Origin of the sequence: Pseudoalteromonas sp. MB47, from assembly GCF_011319765.1 — a bacterium.
Lineage (GTDB): Bacteria > Pseudomonadota > Gammaproteobacteria > Enterobacterales > Alteromonadaceae > Pseudoalteromonas > Pseudoalteromonas simplex.
Genome location: NZ_VFBD01000031.1, coordinates 100,551 through 115,172, shown reverse-complemented (window position 1 = coordinate 115,172; position 14,622 = coordinate 100,551). Strand labels below are relative to the sequence as shown.

General features: G+C 42.4%; 12 protein-coding genes. 9 read left to right on the top strand and 3 right to left on the bottom strand.

Annotated elements, in window-relative coordinates:
• Window positions 1–37 precede the first annotated feature (37 nt).
• The 3 genes from dapD to map are packed head-to-tail and all read right to left on the bottom strand — an operon-like array spanning window position 38 to window position 4,315.
• The gene (gene dapD / locus IMPJCBKJ_RS18705; RefSeq protein WP_166341558.1) at window positions 38–865 is read right to left on the bottom strand and encodes a 2,3,4,5-tetrahydropyridine-2,6-dicarboxylate N-succinyltransferase; all 828 of its coding nucleotides are present in this window, start codon (window positions 863–865) and stop codon (window positions 38–40) included.
• A gap of 9 nt (window positions 866–874) precedes the next feature.
• A complete protein-coding gene (gene glnD, locus IMPJCBKJ_RS18700) occupies window positions 875–3,493 on the bottom strand; it encodes a [protein-PII] uridylyltransferase (protein WP_054553125.1) in 2,619 nt (872 codons plus the stop codon).
• 12 nt (window positions 3,494–3,505) lie between these two features.
• Window positions 3,506–4,315: a type I methionyl aminopeptidase gene (gene map / locus IMPJCBKJ_RS18695; protein WP_228482666.1), complete on the bottom strand. Its 810-nt coding sequence runs from the start codon at window positions 4,313–4,315 to the stop codon at window positions 3,506–3,508.
• Between the two features lie 247 nt (window positions 4,316–4,562).
• Between map and rpsB the strand changes: the two genes are divergently transcribed.
• From rpsB to bamA, 9 genes are all read left to right on the top strand, one after another.
• Window positions 4,563–5,291, top strand: a complete 729-nt coding sequence (rpsB, locus tag IMPJCBKJ_RS18690; RefSeq protein WP_054553123.1) for a 30S ribosomal protein S2 — start codon at window positions 4,563–4,565, stop codon at window positions 5,289–5,291.
• A gap of 103 nt (window positions 5,292–5,394) precedes the next feature.
• The gene (tsf, locus tag IMPJCBKJ_RS18685) at window positions 5,395–6,246 is read left to right on the top strand and encodes a translation elongation factor Ts (protein ID WP_138599316.1); all 852 of its coding nucleotides are present in this window, start codon (window positions 5,395–5,397) and stop codon (window positions 6,244–6,246) included.
• A 151-nt stretch (window positions 6,247–6,397) separates the two neighbouring features.
• The gene (gene pyrH, locus IMPJCBKJ_RS18680; RefSeq protein ID WP_054553317.1) at window positions 6,398–7,147 is read left to right on the top strand and encodes a UMP kinase; all 750 of its coding nucleotides are present in this window, start codon (window positions 6,398–6,400) and stop codon (window positions 7,145–7,147) included.
• 14 nt (window positions 7,148–7,161) lie between these two features.
• A complete protein-coding gene (frr, locus tag IMPJCBKJ_RS18675; protein ID WP_054553121.1) occupies window positions 7,162–7,719 on the top strand; it encodes a ribosome recycling factor in 558 nt (185 codons plus the stop codon).
• 104 nt (window positions 7,720–7,823) lie between these two features.
• Window positions 7,824–8,603 carry an isoprenyl transferase gene (locus tag IMPJCBKJ_RS18670; RefSeq protein ID WP_054553120.1) on the top strand — a complete coding sequence of 260 codons (780 nt, stop codon included), beginning with the start codon at window positions 7,824–7,826 and terminating at the stop codon, window positions 8,601–8,603.
• A 22-nt stretch (window positions 8,604–8,625) separates the two neighbouring features.
• Window positions 8,626–9,492, top strand: coding sequence for a phosphatidate cytidylyltransferase (locus tag IMPJCBKJ_RS18665; protein ID WP_054553119.1), 867 nt, complete (start codon window positions 8,626–8,628; stop codon window positions 9,490–9,492).
• Window positions 9,489–10,688 (top strand): 1-deoxy-D-xylulose-5-phosphate reductoisomerase, encoded by a 1,200-nt coding sequence (ispC, locus tag IMPJCBKJ_RS18660; protein ID WP_166341556.1) that lies wholly within the window; start codon window positions 9,489–9,491, stop codon window positions 10,686–10,688. Before IMPJCBKJ_RS18665 ends, ispC begins: the two co-directional genes overlap by 4 nt.
• Window position 10,689: 1 nt before the next feature.
• Window positions 10,690–12,042: a sigma E protease regulator RseP gene (rseP, locus tag IMPJCBKJ_RS18655; protein WP_166341554.1), complete on the top strand. Its 1,353-nt coding sequence runs from the start codon at window positions 10,690–10,692 to the stop codon at window positions 12,040–12,042.
• A gap of 104 nt (window positions 12,043–12,146) precedes the next feature.
• On the top strand, window positions 12,147–14,618 hold the full coding sequence (bamA, locus tag IMPJCBKJ_RS18650) for an outer membrane protein assembly factor BamA (protein ID WP_166341552.1): 2,472 nt from the start codon (window positions 12,147–12,149) through the stop codon (window positions 14,616–14,618).
• Window positions 14,619–14,622 lie beyond the last annotated feature (4 nt).

The following is a 14,622-nucleotide window of genomic DNA, read 5'->3' as shown; positions in this document are numbered from 1 at the left end:
CTAAAATTTAAAGCTGACGGCTTAAAGCTCCGCTTTATTATTCATCAATCGAGCGAAGTAGGGCATTAATACCTACTTTTTCGCGAGTTTGCTGATCCACTTTTTTCACGATGATGGCAGCATATAGGCTGTGCGAACCATCTTTTGACGGTAAAGAACCAGGAACAACAACCGCACCGGCTGGTACTCGGCCGTAATGGATTTCGCCAGTTTCACGGTCATAGATACGTGTGCTTTGGCTGATATAAACGCCCATCGAGATAACGGCGCCTTCTTCAACTACCACGCCTTCAACAATTTCAGAACGTGCGCCAATGAAGCAGTTGTCTTCAATAATAGTTGGGTTAGCTTGTAGTGGCTCAAGTACACCACCAATGCCTACACCGCCAGATAAGTGAACGTTTTTACCAATTTGTGCACATGAGCCAACCGTTGCCCATGTATCAACCATGGTACCTTCATTAACGTAGGCGCCAATGTTGACATAAGATGGCATAAGCACCACGTTTTTACCTACGAAGCTGCCTTTACGTGCCACAGCATTAGGCACAACACGCATGCCGCCTTGTTGGAATTGCTCTGGTGTATAGTCGCTAAATTTAAGTGGTACTTTGTCGTAAAACTGATTAACACCATCGCTCATTGGTTGGTTATCACGAATACGGAAAGACAGTAGCACCGCTTTTTTTAACCATTGATGTACAACCCACTCACCACTGATTTTTTCAGCAACACGTGCAGCGCCGCTATCAAGTAATTCAAGCGCGTCGATAATAGCTTGTTTTACTTCACTTGATACCGTGCTTGGGCTGATGCTATCGCGGTTGTCCCAGGCGTTTTCGATCATGGTTTTTAAATCTGACATAAGATCCTCTTATTCGGTTTCTGCGTTGAGTTTTTTACGCAATGCTTGATGAATTTTAGCCTGTTCTTCGTCTGTTAATGCTTGGTATTCGTTATTTGATACCACGAAGAAATCTTCTGCACGTTCACCAACTGTGGTGATCCGTGCGGCATGAATATGTAATAAGTGCGCTTGAAATACTTCCGCAATTTTTGTTAATAGACCCGGAATATCCACCGCTTGAATTTCAATTAAGCTGCGGTCTTTACGGGCATGCGGTCTAAGCACAATTTTTGGTTTGATATTAAAGTCTTTAAAGCGCTGAGAGCGATTCTTTTTAAGGCGAATTTTCTTTTTCGGGTCGCTAATTGCAAGATCTAAAGCACGTTTAATGCCTTGCGAACGGTTACTCGCAATCGGGTCACCATTGACCTCTAAAATAACAAAGCTAAATAGCACGTAGCCATCTTTTGTGGTCAGTACCTGCGCATGTTGAATTTGCGCTTTTTTCGAACCAATCACACTAACTAAACGTGAGAATAAACTGCCCGAGTAAGGGCTATAAGCAAAAACTTGTGTACCACCATGCATTGCGGTGTTAGACACGGCAACGCTAGGCTGGCTTAAATCGTCACAGCTTAGTAGGTGCTCTGTGTGCCACGAAATCTGTTGCTCACTAAAAGCGGTAAAGTAATTGGCTTTAAAGCGACTCCAAATTAAGTCGATTTGATCTTCGTTACAACCGTGGTTCAGTAAGCGCTGTTTGGCTTGCTGTTTTTTATCACGTATTTGGTCACGTTGGTCCATTGGGTTTTCAAGCCCTAAACGAAGCGCTCGCTGGGTGTGTAAATACAGCTCACGTAGTAGGGTATTTTTCCAATCGTTCCACAGGTTATCGTTAGTTGCGCGAATATCGGCTAACGTTAAGCAGTACAAGTAATCAAGCTGACGCTCATTTTTCACTTTACTTGCAAAGTCTTTAATCACATCTGGGTCATTAATATCTTTGCGCTGCGCTGTAACCGACATAAGTAAGTGATTAGCCACTAACCACGAAATAAGCTTGCCATCTGAGGCTGGGAAGCGGTGTAGCTTAGCAAACGCGATTGCATCAACTGAGCCAAGCTCAGAGTGATCGCCACCACGGCCTTTAGCAATATCATGGAAAATACCGGCTAAATAAAGTAACTCAGGCTTGTCCATACGAGTGACAATTTCACTACATAACGGAAATTCGCTGACTTTTGATTTATCAAAGTACTTATAAATATTGTTGATGAGTTTATGGGTATGTTCATCCACGGTGTAGGCATGGAATAAATCGAATTGCATTTGCCCAAAGATATTACGCCACTGTGGTAAGTAGGCAGCAATAATGCCGTGCTTGTGCATCAGCGTAAATGCGCGGCCCATACCGTTAGGGTGTTTGATTAAACGCAAAAATGCTTCGCGACAGGCAGCGTAATCTTGTAAATCACCCAATAAACGACGGCGAACTTGGCGCATTGTACGTATGGTACTTGGGTAAATATGGGTGATTTCTGGGTTATCAGCAATATGCTCGAACAATACAAATAGCTGATCACGGCGGAAGAACACCGACGGATTCTTAACACGAATTTGATGACCAATTCGCTCAAAGTTACGGTCAAGCTCAATCACAGGTAACTCACCAGCACCCGGTAAAATGCTTTGCTCAAAGTATGAAAGCAGCATTTGGTTAAGCTCACGTACGCGGCTCATGATCCTAAATAAGCGCTTCATCATGCGCTCGACCGAGGCTTTACCATCACTACCAAAGCCGAGGATTTCAGCGGCGTTAGGCTGATGATCGAACAATAAGCGGTTTTCAGAGCGACCTGCAGCGATGTGTAGCGCAAAACGAATGTTCCAAAGGTTTTCTAAACATTCAGACAGTTCTTGGTATTCTTCGTGAGTAAGGTAGCCGTGATTTATAAGTTCTTGTAATGTTTCGGCCCTAAAGTGCTTTTTAGCAACCCAAATAATGGTCTGTAAATCACGTAAACCACCTGGGTTTTCTTTGATATTCGGCTCAAGATTATAAGCTGTACCATGGCATTTTTTATGGCGTAAACTTTGTTCTTGTACTTTTGCCAAAAAGAATTCGTCTGAGCGCCAAATCGGCGTATCAATTAAATGATTTTTTAATTTTTCGAATTCGATATGGTTACCGAAAATTAATCGGCTTTCGAGTAAGCTGGTGGCAAATGTCACATCTTCGCGTTTTTGTTCTAATGCTTGTTCTATAGTGCGAACGCTGTGACCAATTTCTAAATTAAGATCCCAAAGCATGGTAACGAACTGGCCAATTTTCTCGCACACGGCTTCACTTGGCTGCTCGCTTACTAGCAACATAAAGTCGATATCGGAATAGGGGTGTAGTTCGCCACGACCATAACCACCCACAGCAATCAGGGCAAGATCACTTTCGTGAGCAAGGTCGTAATCGTGAAACAGTTTAATTAATAAGCGGTCGATAAACTCAGCACGGGCATTAATTAAGTTGCTAACGGGTTGTTTTGAGAATTCGTTCTGTAGCCATTTATAAAAATAACTAGAACAGTCGCGATAATCGCTAAGTTGCTCAGCTTGGCTGAGCAACTTTTTTACTTTATTGGGTAATGCCACTGGGGCTGGCTCCTAGTGTTCGATGATCCTGTCAATAGTATCATCTGATCGGAGCGTTAAAATTTCAACACCATTTTCAGTCACTAACAGTGTATGTTCCCACTGTGCAGACAATGAACGGTCTTTTGTTACAACTGTCCAGTTGTCTTTAAGTAGCTTACATTGGCGTTTACCAGCATTAACCATAGGTTCGATTGTTAAGCACATACCTGCTTTTAATACTTCACCAGTACCTGCTTTACCATAGTGCATTACTTGAGGTTCTTCGTGGAACTCAGCACCAATACCGTGGCCACAGTATTCACGTACGATTGAATAGCTAAAGCCCTCTGCGTATTTTTGAATTGCAGCACCAATATCACCTAAGCGTACGCCTGGTTTTACCATTTTAATTGCAAGGTAAAGGCTTTCTTGGGTGATATCTGCAAGACGCTTGCCTTGAATGTTAGGCGTACCAACGTGGAACATCTTCGATGTATCACCGTGATAGCCATCTTTGATCACTGTCACGTCGATATTGACGCTATCGCCTTCTTTAAGTGGTTTGTCATTTGGAATACCGTGACAAATTACATGGTTCACTGAGGTGCAAATTGATTTTGGGAAACCGTGATAATTAAGCGGTGCTGGAATAGCATCTTGAACATTAACAATATAATCATGACAAATTGTATTTAGTTCATCTGTGGTTACACCTGGCACCACATGCGGTTCTATCATTTCTAGTACCTCGGCGGCTAAGCGCCCGGCAACACGCATTTTTTCGATTTCTTCAGGGGTCTTGATCACAGCACTCATTGAGGCTCCAAAGTTGTTTTTCAGGTCAGTTTTTAGTGCACAAATTTTGCACTAGACGTTGAGTTTTCAATTTTAATATGGTATAAAGCGCGCCGTCTTTTTACAAATAAATTCTTAACTGATTTTTTGTATTTAAGGCAAACACAATTTTATTTTAACACACACACGTATCGTCACATACACTTGGGTGCACTTAAGTTACAAATTAACTGCGGTGTTGGTGCTATGGGATATGTGGAGGCCTAACCCTAAATTATAGAGGATTATACAAATGGCAAACGTTTCAATGCGCGATATGCTTCAAGCTGGTGTTCACTTTGGTCACCAGGCACGTTACTGGAACCCTAAGATGAAGCCTTTCATCTTCGGCGCTCGTAACCGTGTACATATCATCAACCTAGAGCAAACTGTACCAATGTTCAACGAAGCACTTAAGTTCTTATCGAACGCAGCTTCAAACAAAGGTAAAGTACTTTTCGTTGGTACTAAGCGCGCAGCAAGCGAAGCAGTTAAAGAAGCCGCTCTTCAAAGTGAGCAGTTCTACGTAAACCACCGTTGGTTAGGTGGTATGTTGACTAACTGGAAAACAGTTCGTCAATCAATCAAGCGTCTTAAAGACCTTGAAGCGCAAAGCCAAGATGGTACTTTCGAGAAATTAACTAAGAAAGAAGCGTTAATGCTTACTCGTGAAATGGAAAAGCTTGAAAAGAGCCTTGGTGGTATCAAAGACATGGGCGGTCTTCCAGACGCGCTTTTCGTTATCGATGCAGACCACGAGCACATCGCTATCCGTGAAGCTAACAACCTAGGTATTCCAGTTGTTGCTATCGTTGATACTAACTCTAACCCAGACGGTGTTGATTACATCGTACCTGGTAACGACGATGCGATCCGTGCTATCCAACTTTACACTGGCGCTGTATCAGCTGCAATCACTGAAGGTCGTGAGAACAACATCGTTGCTCAAGCTGAGAAAGACGACTTCGTAGAAGCTGAGTAATTAGCTGTCATCAAGTCTTCATCTAATTAAGATGAAGACTTGTTATTCTTGTTAAGCGGCCTATACCGCTTCCCTATAACAGAATTCAATTGAGGATATTCTAATGGCTGTAACTGCTGCCCTAGTTAAAGAATTACGCGAGCGTACTGGCGCTGGCATGATGGATTGTAAAAAAGCGTTAACTGAAACTAACGGTGACATCGAGTTAGCGATCGAAAACATGCGTAAGAGCGGTGCTGCAAAGGCTGCTAAAAAAGCAGGTAACATCGCTGCTGAAGGTACAATCTTAATCAAAGAAGGTAACGGCTTCGCTGCACTTCTTGAAGTTAACTGTCAAACTGACTTCGTTGCTAAAGACGCTAACTTCCTTGGTTTCGCTAACCAAGTTCTTGACGCTGCTGCAGAATCTAAAGCAGACATCGAAGCACTTAAAGCACAATTCGAAGAAACTCGTGTTGCGCTAGTTGCTAAAATCGGTGAAAACATCAACGTTCGTCGCGTTGAGTACATCGACGGTGACAAGCTTTCTTCTTACCGCCACGGCGACCGTATCGGTGTTGTTGTAGTTGGTGAAGCTGACGAAGAAACACTTAAGCAAGTTGCTATGCACGTAGCTGCGTCTAAGCCTGAGTTCGTAAACCCAGAAGACGTACCAGCTGACGTTGTTGAAAAAGAAAAAGCAGTTCAAATCGATATCGCGATGAACGAAGGCAAGCCTGCTGAAATCGCTGAGAAAATGGTTATCGGTCGTATGAAGAAATTCACTGGTGAGATCTCTCTTACTGGTCAAGCTTTCATCATGGAACCTAAAAAATCAGTTGGCGAAATTCTTAAAGAGAAAGGCGCAACTGTTACTAACTTCATCCGTTTAGAAGTTGGTGAAGGTATCGAGCGTAAAGAAGAAGACTTCGCTGCTGAAGTAGCTGCTCAAATCGCTGCTGCAAAAGGCGAGTAATTTTCTAACTTAGTGACGTAGGGCAATAAGATGAAATTAATCTGCTATTAGCTTTTGCGTCACTGATGAAAATTCTTTAAAATAACCGCGTTTTATGTGTAACCATAGCGCGGTTATTTTTTATCTCATTACTAAGGCTGGCCCAAATATTATGACTATCAATCGTAAACCTATTTTTAGACGTGTTCTTCTTAAACTTAGCGGTGAAGCATTAATGGGAGACGAAGGCTTCGGCATCGACCCAAAAGTACTTGACCGTATGGCTCAAGAAATTAAAGAACTTGTAGAGCTCGACGTAGAAGTAGGTTTAGTTATCGGTGGCGGTAACTTCTTGCGTGGTGGTTCATTAGCAGAAGCGGGTATGAACCGCGTAGTTGGCGACCACATGGGCATGCTTGCGACTGTAATGAATGGTTTAGCAATGCGTGATGCACTGCACCGTGCATTTGTAAATTGTCGTTTAATGTCTGCTATCCCACTGAACGGTGTGTGTGATGCTTACAACTGGGCAGAAGCTATCAGCCTATTAAAATCTGGCCGCGTTGTAATTTTCTCAGCGGGTACAGGTAACCCATTCTTCACGACTGACTCAGCAGCGTGTTTACGTGGTATTGAAATTGAAGCAGATACTGTAATCAAAGCGACTAAAGTGGATGGTGTTTACTCTGATGATCCAGTGAAAAACCCAGACGCTACACTATATCGCCACTTAAGCTACAATGAAATCATTGATAAAGAGCTTAAGGTTATGGATTTAGCTGCATTTACGCTGGCGCGTGACCACAACATGCCATTAAGCGTATTTAACATGAATAAATCAGGCGCGCTTAAGCGTGTTATTATGGGCGAAGATGAAGGAACGCTTATCTCTTCACAAGCCTCAGATGAAACTAGCAAATAGATTAGGATTGAACCGTGATTAACGATATCAAAAAAGATGCGTCAGAACGTATGCAAAAAAGTGTTGCGGCACTAGGCAGTCAATTATCTAAAATTCGCACAGGCCGTGCGCACCCAGCATTACTTGACGGTATTCAAGTGTCTTACTACGGTGCTGACACGCCATTAAACCAAGTTGCTAACGTAACAATTGAAGACTCTCGTACACTTGCAATTAGCGTGTTTGATAAGTCACTAGCGCAAGCAGTAGAAAAAGCGATCATGGCTTCAGATTTAGGTTTAAACCCAATGTCTGCAGGTACTGTTATTCGTGTTCCACTTCCTCCACTTACAGAAGAGCGTCGTAAAGACCTTATCAAAATCGTACGTGGTGAAGTTGAAAGCGGTCGTGTTGCTGTACGTAACATCCGTCGTGACGCAAATGGCGACATTAAGAGCTTATTGAAAGAAAAAGATATTTCTGAAGATGAAGCACGTCAAGCAGAAGACGAGATCCAAAAGCTTACTGATAAGTTCATTAAAGAGATGGACGCACAACTAGCCGCTAAAGAAGCTGAGCTAATGGAAATCTAATAACCGCTGTTTATCTTTCAGACATTGATTCTGCAAGTAAACAGGCGTAACTAAATTTATTAGTTTTGAAACGCCGTCTAGGGTATACTAGACGGCGTTTTTTTATGGAATACTCGATATTTATGGTTCTTAACGCTGATAAAATTTCCCAGCAAAGTTTGCCTAAGCATGTCGCTATAATCATGGATGGCAACGGACGTTGGGCACAAGCGAAAAATCGCCCACGTGTTTATGGGCACAAAAAAGGCGTTGATGCGGTTCGTCAATCAGTGCAATTTTGTACTCGCTTAGGTATACAGTCGTTAACACTATTCGCATTTAGTAGCGAAAATTGGCGACGTCCAGAGGACGAAGTAAATACGCTTATGGAGCTATTTTTATTCGTACTGGGCAAAGAAGTTAAAAAACTTCATAAAAATAATGTAAAGCTAAACATAATTGGTGATTTATCACGCTTTTCAGAAGGTTTGCGCAATAAAGTTGATGCAGCCCATGAATTAACTCGTAATAATACGGGTCTACAGTTAAACGTGGCAGCTAATTATGGTGGACGTTGGGATATTACTAACGCCGCAACAACGCTTGCGAAAAAAGTCGCAGCCGGTGAAATGGCCGCAGAAGATATTACTGAAGAGCTAATGGCTGAACAAATGAGTATGGCCGACCAAGGTGAGCTTGATTTAATGATCCGCACCGGTGGAGATTTACGCATCAGTAATTTCCTTTTATGGCAAGCGGCTTATGCTGAGCTTTACTTTACCGATACGCTTTGGCCAGACTTCAATGAAGCTGCATTTGCTGACGCTATCGCATGTTACGTTGCCAGAGAGCGACGATTTGGTTGTACAGGCGAACAAATAAAACAATTACTCGCCGAGACCTAATTACTAGTTGAAGGTACACACATTGCTAAAACAACGAATTTTAACCTCGCTCGTGTTGGCACCACTTGCACTTATTTTGGTTTTTTATACCCCATTAACACTATTTAGTTATATCGCCGCTGGTATTGTTTTGCTCGGTGCGTGGGAATGGTCTGCATTTATGGGCCTATGCGATAAAGTTAAACGCTTTGGATTTGTAGCAGCAACGGCTGCATTTTTGGCATTACTCAACTGGCATTGGCCCATTGAATCACTTTGGCAAAATGGTCAATTAGTGGGTGATGCAAACTATCTATTTACTTTGTCATTTGCATGGTGGATTGTGGCAACTTATTTAGTTTGGCGCTACCCAGCAATGGCAAAGGCTTGGAATGAAGGCATTGTAATGCGTGCCATTGCAGGCTTTTTAACCTTAGTGCCGCTTTGGCTTGCATTAAATACACTACGTAGCGCAGGGTATGGTGAATCTACTCACTTTGGTTCAATGTTAATTTTAGTTGTACTTGGTATTGTATGGAGCGCAGATATTGGTGCTTACTTTACTGGTAAAAACTTAGGTAAACGTAAACTAATGCCAAAGGTTAGTCCTAATAAAACGATTGAAGGTTTATTAGGTGGTGTAGTGGCTTCGGTTGTTTTTGTTTTAGCATTTTGCCACTTCACTAATGTTGATATGAGTGTTTGGCCAATCTATGCCGTAATGACTGCATTTATCGCGTTATTCTCAGCGGTAGGCGATTTACTCGAAAGTATGTTCAAACGTGAAGTCGGCTTGAAAGACAGCGGTTCATGTTTACCAGGTCACGGTGGTATTTTAGACCGTATCGATAGCTTAACAGCAGCTGCGCCAATTTTTGTACTTTGCTACGCATGGACACTGAGTTTATGAGCAAAGTAGAGCAACTTGTCGTACTGGGCGCAACTGGTTCAATCGGTTTAAGCACCTTAGATGTTGTTTCTAGAAACCCGGAGCGCTTTGTGGTTTTTGCTTTAGCGGCGGGTAAAAATGCCGAGCAAATGGCTGAGTTGTGTATCGCACATCAGCCTAAGTTTGCTGTTATGGCTGATCAACAAGCCGCTAGTGCGCTATCAAATTTACTTGCAAATAGCTCGTGTAACACACAGGTGCTAGCAGGTGTTGATGCGATGTGTGAGCTTGCTGCACATACAGATGTTGATGCAGTGATGTCGGCGATAGTAGGTGCAGCAGGTCTGTTACCGACTTTAAGTGCAGTTGAAGCTGGCAAAAAGGTCTTGCTCGCTAATAAAGAGTCGCTCGTTATGTCAGGTCAGTTGTTTATTGATAAAGTAAAACAACATGGCGCCACTTTACTGCCTATCGACAGCGAACATAATGCGATTTTCCAATGTATGCCAGCATCATTACAGAATGCATCAGGCCTACTTGCTGATAATGGTGTAAGCAAAATCTTGCTTACAGGTTCTGGCGGTCCTTTCTTAAAGCGTGATTTAGCGACATTATCATCAGTGACTGTTGCTGAGGCAGTGGCACATCCAAACTGGTCAATGGGACAAAAGATTTCTGTTGATTCAGCAACTATGATGAATAAAGGCCTAGAGTTTATAGAAGCCAAGTGGCTGTTTAACTGCTGTGCCAGTGATATTGAAGTGGTGATCCACCCACAAAGTATTATTCACTCTATGGTGCAATATCAAGATGGCTCAGTGCTTGCGCAAATGGGCAATCCGGATATGCGCACACCAATTGCTCATGCTTTAGCTTTTCCTGAGCGTGTCGATGCGGGTGTAAAACCGCTCGATTTTTCACAAATGGCAGATTTTACTTTCACTAAACCAGATTATGCCCGTTACCCTAATTTAAAACTTGCCATTGATGCGTGTGAAATGGGGCAAGGTGCAACCACCACAGTAAATGCGGCGAATGAAATTGCCGTTGCTGCCTTTTTAAATGGTCAAATCGGCTTTACAGATATTTATCGAATTAACGCTGAAACGCTCAACGCAACACAAAACATCAACGTGCAAACTCTCGATGAGATTTTAGCTTGCGACCAAGCTGCACGTGTAAAAGCGACTGAGTTTGTAAAAAGAGGCATCAACTAGCATGTTTGATTTTTTCTGGAATCTTGGCTCATTTATTCTCGCCTTAGGTATTTTAGTGACTGTGCATGAATATGGTCATTTCTGGGTTGCGCGAAAAGCGGGCGTGAAAGTGCTACGTTTTTCAATTGGCTTTGGTAAGCCGTTGATCAAGTGGTACGACAAACAGCAAACCGAATATGTGGTTGCTGCAATCCCACTAGGTGGTTATGTCAAAATGCTTGATGAGCGTGTTGACGAAGTGCCGCCAGAGCAGCGTCATTTATCATTTAATGCTAAATCAGTAAAAGCACGTATTGCGATTGTGGCTGCAGGCCCGATGGCAAACTTTTTATTCGCTATTTTTGCACTTGCTGTGATGTATATGGTGGGGGTGCAGTCATTAAAACCTGTGGTGGGTGAGGTGACTCAAGGCAGCCGTGCCGCTGCTGCTAAGATTGAGCCAAACCAGCAAATTATTAAAATTGGTGAAGACGACATTAACACTTGGCAAGATGCTACATTCTCGCTTATGAGTCGCTTAGGTGAGCAAAGTGTTGTGGTAACGCTTCGTGATCAAAATTATCAAAAACATGTGCGTACTCTTAATTTAGATGGTTGGAAATTAGATCAACAAGACGTACCACCATTAACCTCGATAGGTATTGTACCGTTTCGCCCTAAAGCACTTTTAGAAGTGGCCATGATCAGTAAAGGCTCGGCGGCAGAAGCTGCAGGTTTACAGGTTAACGACAAAATACTTGCTGTAAATGGTGAAAATATCAGCAGTTGGAGCAAGTTAGTTTCATTAATTCAGCAATCACCTAACAAATCCTTACAATTTAGTGTACAAAGGCAAGATAGTATAAAAGAACTGACGGTAACGCCACAAAGCAGAACCAATGATGCAGGCGTTGCTCAAGGATTTTTAGGCGTGTCTCCGGTGGTCGAGCCATGGCCAGAAAACTATATTGAAACTAGACATTATGGCCCCGTCGATAGTATTGTGCTGGGCATACAAGAAACATGGCGTTTAATTACCCTTAGTTTTGACATGATTGGTAATTTAATTACCGGTCAGGTGTCGGTTAAAAATTTAAGTGGCCCGGTGGGCATTGCAGTTGGCGCGGGAACTAGCGTAAGCTATGGCTTGGTTGCATTTTTAAGCTTTTTAGCATTAATTAGTGTAAACCTTGGCGTATTTAACTTATTACCGCTGCCAGTGCTAGATGGTGGGCACTTAATGTATTACATAATTGAACTTTTTCGCAAAAAGCCGGTCTCTGAAAAGACGCAAGAATTTGGTTTTAAAGTGGGGGCCTTGCTGCTTCTGTTTTTAACATGTTTCGCTTTGTTCAATGATGTATCGCGTTTATAACAAGTAAGCGAAAAATTCCAATTTGAACACGATTGTAAAACACCAAAAGTTTATTTAATAAGGTGTTGAGCGGTAATACAGTTGTAAAGGATAAAGATAACAAAATGGCTATAAAAAAACATTTGGCAGTTTCAAGTTTATTAGGCGCTAGCTTTGCAGCCCTAGGCCAAAACTCCTTTATTGTAGAAGATTTAAAAGTTGAAGGTTTACAGCGTGTTGCACTGGGTGCTGCGTTAACGCATATTCCGATCAATGTGGGCGATAATATTGATGAGTACACAATTTCAAGAACCATAAAGGCTCTCTATCGTTCTGGTCACTTTGACAATATTAAAGCATTACGTGATGGCAACAGTGTTATCTTCCGAGTGACTGAGCGCCCAACGATCAGTATGATCGAATTTGATGGCAATAAAGATATCAAAGATGAGCAGCTAAATGAGTCGCTAGACCAGCAGGATATCCGTACTGGTGAGCCGCTTGATAAAACAGTTCTTGATAACATTGAAAAAGGTCTAGTTGAATTCTTCCACAGTATTGGTAAGTACAATGCAAAGGTGGAAGTTAGTATCACAAAGTTACCTCGAAACCGTGTAAAACTATTATTTGAATTTGATGAAGGTGATGCTGCATCAATTCGTCAAATCAACCTCGTTGGTAACGAACTTTTCTCTGATGAAGAGCTACTTAAATTAGCTGAGTCACAGCAAGATTTGCCGTGGTGGAAGTTCATGTCGAGCGACCGTTATCAAAAGCAAACCATTGAAGGCGATTTAGAGAAAATTCGCAGTTACTACCTAGACCGTGGTTACCTGCGCTTTAATATCGATTCGACACAAGTATCTGTAAGCCCTGAGCGTGACTCTGTTTATGTAACAGCAAATATCACCGAAGGCGTTAAATACAAAGTGAAAGGCTTTGACTTTATTGGTGACTTGTTAGGCCGTGAAGAACTCATCAGAAGTGTTATCCCGCTGAAAACAGGTGAGCTTTATAATGGCTCTGTTGTGACCTCTTCAGAAGAGTTCATCAAAAGCTACTTAGCGCGTTTTGGTTATGCTAATGCTGAAGTGCGTACCATCCCAGAAATTGATGATGAAAATAAAGAAGTTCAATTAACGCTATCGGTTAATCCGGGTAAGCGTGTTTATGTTCGTCGTATCATTGTGGGTGGTAACCAAAATACCTCTGATGAAGTAGTGCGCCGTGAAATGACACAGCTTGAAGGTGCGTGGTTGTCCAATCAAAGCCTTGAGCGCTCTAAACTGCAAATTCAGCGTTTACCCTACATGGAAAGCGTTGATTTTAATGTGGTGCCAGTACCAGGTGTAGATGACCAAGTTGATGTAGATTTTACTGTGAAAGAACAATCTGCAGGTAGCTTTAACGCAGGCCTTGCCTATGGTTCTTACTTAGGTCTGCAATTTAACATTGGTGTCAGTGAATCAAACTTCTTAGGGACCGGTAACCAAATTGGTTTCAACATCAATACCTCACGTGGTTCTGAGCGTATTAGTGTGTCTTATACTGACCCTTACTTTACGCCTGATGGTGTATCGCAAGGTAGTAGCATTTTCTACAGTAACTACGATGCGAGTAAGTTTAGCCTAATCGACTATAAATCGAAGAGCTATGGTATTGGTACTAACATTGGTTTCCCAATCGATGCAGTAAACCGTATTAACTTTGGTGTTCGTTGGGTACAAGAAGAACTGTCAGATATTGCTGAGTACGAGCAAACACGTGTTATTCGTGAAACCTTCTTAGATCCAGATAACCCAGATGCAGGTTTTGACTTTACTAAGTACGAGCTAAGTGCAGGTTGGTCACGCGTTACTGTAAACCGTGGTTTATTCCCAACAGCAGGTTCGCGTCAATCTCTTAACTTAACTGCGACAACGCCAAACTCTGATTTACAGTACTTTAAGCTAAATTATGATTCGCGTTTCTACTGGCCAATCAGTAATGACCACCGCTGGGTGTTCTCAACGCGTGCGGCACTTGGTTATGGTAATGGCTATGGTACAACCAATGGTTATGACCAAACACTGCCATTCCAAGAGTTCTTCAGAATTACTGAAATGGAACTACGTGGCTTTGACCGTAATACGATTTTACCACGTGCTGTATCACGTGTTCCGCAAAGCATTCCTGGTACACCATTACCTGATGGTACGACAACAGGTAGCATTGGTGGTGCATCAGAGTTTGACCAGCTTTACACAGCAGGCCGAATTGGTGGTAACGCCAAAGCGGTCGCAGGGATGGAGCTTATTGTTCCAACACCTTTCTTAGATGAAGAAAACACTAGCTCTGTACGTACCAGCTTCTTCGTAGATGCAGCAAACGTATGGGATACAGAGTTTAATATTGACCGTTATCAAAACCTGTCAACAGATGAGCGTGCTAAATTGGATGATTATGCAGATCCGATGCGCTTTAGGGTTTCAACCGGTCTTTCTCTACAATGGATCTCTCCGATGGGTCCAATGCTGATCAGTTTTGCGTATCCATTGCAAAAAGAAGAAGATGACGATACGAAGACCATCAGCTTTAATATTAGTAATACATTCTAAAGGA